Origin of the sequence: Bradyrhizobium sp. (genome assembly GCF_049691595.1) — a bacterium.
Taxonomy (GTDB): Bacteria; Pseudomonadota; Alphaproteobacteria; order Rhizobiales; family Xanthobacteraceae; genus Bradyrhizobium.
The window spans coordinates 1-2993 of the sequence record NZ_JBAVNZ010000267.1 but is presented as its reverse complement, the minus strand read 5'-3'; the positions used below and the strand labels follow the sequence as shown (position 1 = coordinate 2993).

Here is a 2993-nt window from a genome sequence, read left to right as displayed (position 1 = left end):
CGCCAAGACCGAGGAAGACGGCCAGATCGTCGGAAACATAGTCAATCAATTGCTGGTGCCGAACGCGTTCTCGTCGGTGAAGTGACCCGCATATGCCGCGCGGTCTCGACCATATCGTGCACGTCGTCCGCGATCTCGATGCCGCCGGTGAATTCTACCGGCGCGCCGGCTTCACCGTCGGTGCGCGCAACCGGCACCCATGGGGCACCCACAACCGGATCGTGCAGGTGCCCGGCTTCTTCGTCGAACTGCTCGACGTCGCCGAACCGGAACTGATCGATCCACAGCGGCCGGGCCGGTTTTCGTTCGGGGCTTTCGCGCGCGATTTCCTCGCGCGCAGAGAGGGATTGGCAATGCTGGTGCTGGAAGGCCACGGCGCGGCTGGGGATGCCGATGCGTTTCGCGCCGCCGGTATCGGCGACTTCAAGGTGTTCGACTTCGAACGCGAGGCGAAGCGGCCGGATGGCTCAACTGCAAACGTCGCATTCTCGCTGGCGTTCGCGGCGGATGCGAAGGCGCCCGACATCGGATATTTCACCTGCCAGCAGCACCATCCGGAGAATTTCTGGAACCCGGCCTTCCAGAGGCATCCGAATGGCGTGACCGGGATTGCCGGCGTAATCCTGGTTTCCGACAGGCCTGAAGACCATCGTCACTTTGTGGCTGCCTATTCGGGCGTCAACGACGTGACGTCGAGCCCGAGCGGAATTGCCGTGACGACCCCGCGGGGCGAGATTCGGGTGATGAATCCGCCGGCCTATCGGATGCTTGCCGGAACCGGCGCTCCGGACCTCGCGCGAGGCGCGCGCCTGGCGGCGATACGCTTTGCGGTTCGGGACATGCCGGAAGCGCTGGCTGCGCTGGGGCATGGCGGTATCCCGGCCATCGAGCATGGCGGCAGGGTCATCATACCTTCGGGCGCGGCCAACGGCGCAACCCTGATATTCGAGGCCGTCAAACAGGGTTGATCCGCCTGCCGCTGCCCGGCATGGTCCGGCGCCAGACAAGGAAAGAATCTTTGAACGCCAACCTGCGAGCTGCGCCGCGCGTCTCAGTAGGCACGGTCCAATTCGGCAATGATTTGCCGATTTCGATCATCGCCGGTCCGTGCCAGCTCGAGAGCCGCGCGCATGCGCTCGAGGTGGCCGGCGCGCTGAAAGAGATCGCGGCGCGGCTCGGAATTGGCCTTGTCTACAAGACCTCCTTCGACAAGGCCAACCGCACCAGCGCGACGGCTGCGCGCGGCATTGGTCTGGCGCAGGCGCTGCCGATCTTCGCCGAGATTCGCTCCTCGCTCGGGCTGCCCGTGCTCACCGACGTGCATGAACCTTCGCAGTGCGCCGAGGTGGCGCAGGCGGTGGATGTGTTGCAAATCCCGGCCTACCTGTGCCGGCAGACCGACCTGTTGCTGGCGGCGGCTGCGACCGGCAAGGTCGTCAACGTCAAGAAGGGGCAGTTCCTGGCGCCCTGGGACATGGCCAATGTCGTCGCCAAGATCACCGGCGCCAATAACCCCAACGTGCTCGTCACCGAGCGTGGCGCCTCGTTCGGCTATAACGCGCTGGTCTCCGACATGCGGGCACTGCCGATCCTGGCGCGGACCACCGGCGCGCCCGTCATCTTCGACGCCACCCACTCGGTGCAGCAGCCGGGCGGCAAGGGCACCTCATCGGGCGGCGAGCGCGAATTCGTTCCGGTGCTGGCGCGCGCCGCGGTCGCGGTCGGCGTCGCCGGCGTGTTCATCGAAACCCATCCCGATCCCGATCGCGCGCCGTCCGACGGGCCCAACATGGTGCCGCTGCGCGAGTTCGAAGCGCTGGTCCGAACGCTGATGGAATTCGACGCGCTCGCAAAGCGTCCGGCTTGAGCGCGCGGATGCCGGCGTGACCGCGACGAGCCGCCTGCCGCCGGCCCTCAACATCATCGCGCTCGCGACCTTTGCGGCAAGCCTTTCGGCGCGGGCGCTCGATCCGGTATTGCCGCATGTCGCCGACGATTTTGCGGTGAGCATCGCGACCGCGGCGAGCTTCGCGGCCGTGTTCGCTTTCACCTTTGCGATCATCCAGCCCGTGCTGGGCGCGACCGCCGATCTCTTTGGCAAGGCGCGGCTCATGATCGTCTGCCTTGTGCTGCTTGGCCTTGCAAACATTCTCGGTGCGATGGCGACGTCGTTCCCGCTGTTGTTTGCCACCCGTATTCTCGCCGGCATTGGTTCCGGCGGCGTGTTTCCGATCGCGCTGGGGTTGACCAGCGATCTGGTAGGCCCCGAGAAGCGCCAGGTCGCGATCGGGCGCACGCTGATGGGCTCCATGACCGGAAACCTGCTCGGCGCCTCCGTTTCCGGCTTGATCGGCGATTTCCTGGGCTGGCGTGGTGTTCTCGCGGTGCTTGGCGCCCTGGTCATCCTGGCGGCGATCGCTGTCGCCGCCGGATTTCGCGGCACTGCCTTGACGCGTTCGCCCCGAACCAATCTTTCGACGCTCAGCCACGGTTACCGCACGATCTTCACCAATCCGAACGCGCGGATTTGTTACTCGGCGGTTTTTATCGAAGGCTGCTGCGTGCTCGGCCTGTTCCCCTTTATCGCCTCCTTCCTGTTCGAACTCGGCGAAACCTCGCTCGCGATAGCCGGCATCGTGATCGCGGGCTTCGCCGTCGGCGGCCTGTTCTATACGATGACGGTGTCGCGCTTTTTGCCGCGGCTCGGCGTCAGGGGCATGATGATCTCGGGCGCGACGCTGGTCGGCTTGCAGATCATCGCCATCGCCTTCGGTCCCGGCTGGAAGATCCAGGCGTTCAGCCTGCTCTTCATGGGCTGGGGCTTTTACATGATCCATGGCTGCCTGCAGGTGTTCGCCAGCGAGCTGTCGGTCGAAGCCCGCGCCACCGCGCTGTCGCTGCATTCATTCTTCTTTTTCATGGGCCAGACCATCGGCCCGATCGCCTATGGTTTTGGCATCCAGCATGCCGGCAAGGTTCCGACCTTGCTTACC

The 2993-nt window shown here is 65.2% G+C and carries 3 protein-coding genes; all 3 read left to right on the top strand.

The features are described 5' to 3' along the window. Positions 1 to 92 precede the first annotated feature (92 nt). Positions 93 to 968 (top strand): VOC family protein, encoded by an 876-nt coding sequence (locus WCE35_RS11980; protein ID WP_424593553.1) that lies wholly within the window; start codon positions 93 to 95, stop codon positions 966 to 968. A gap of 20 nt (positions 969 to 988) precedes the next feature. Then, positions 989 to 1867, top strand: a complete 879-nt coding sequence (gene kdsA / locus WCE35_RS11975; RefSeq protein ID WP_424593554.1) for a 3-deoxy-8-phosphooctulonate synthase — start codon at positions 989 to 991, stop codon at positions 1865 to 1867. Positions 1868 to 1883: 16 nt separating this feature from the next. After that, positions 1884 to 2993 (top strand): MFS transporter (locus tag WCE35_RS11970; RefSeq protein ID WP_424593552.1); only part of this gene is annotated, 1110 nt, incomplete at its 3' end.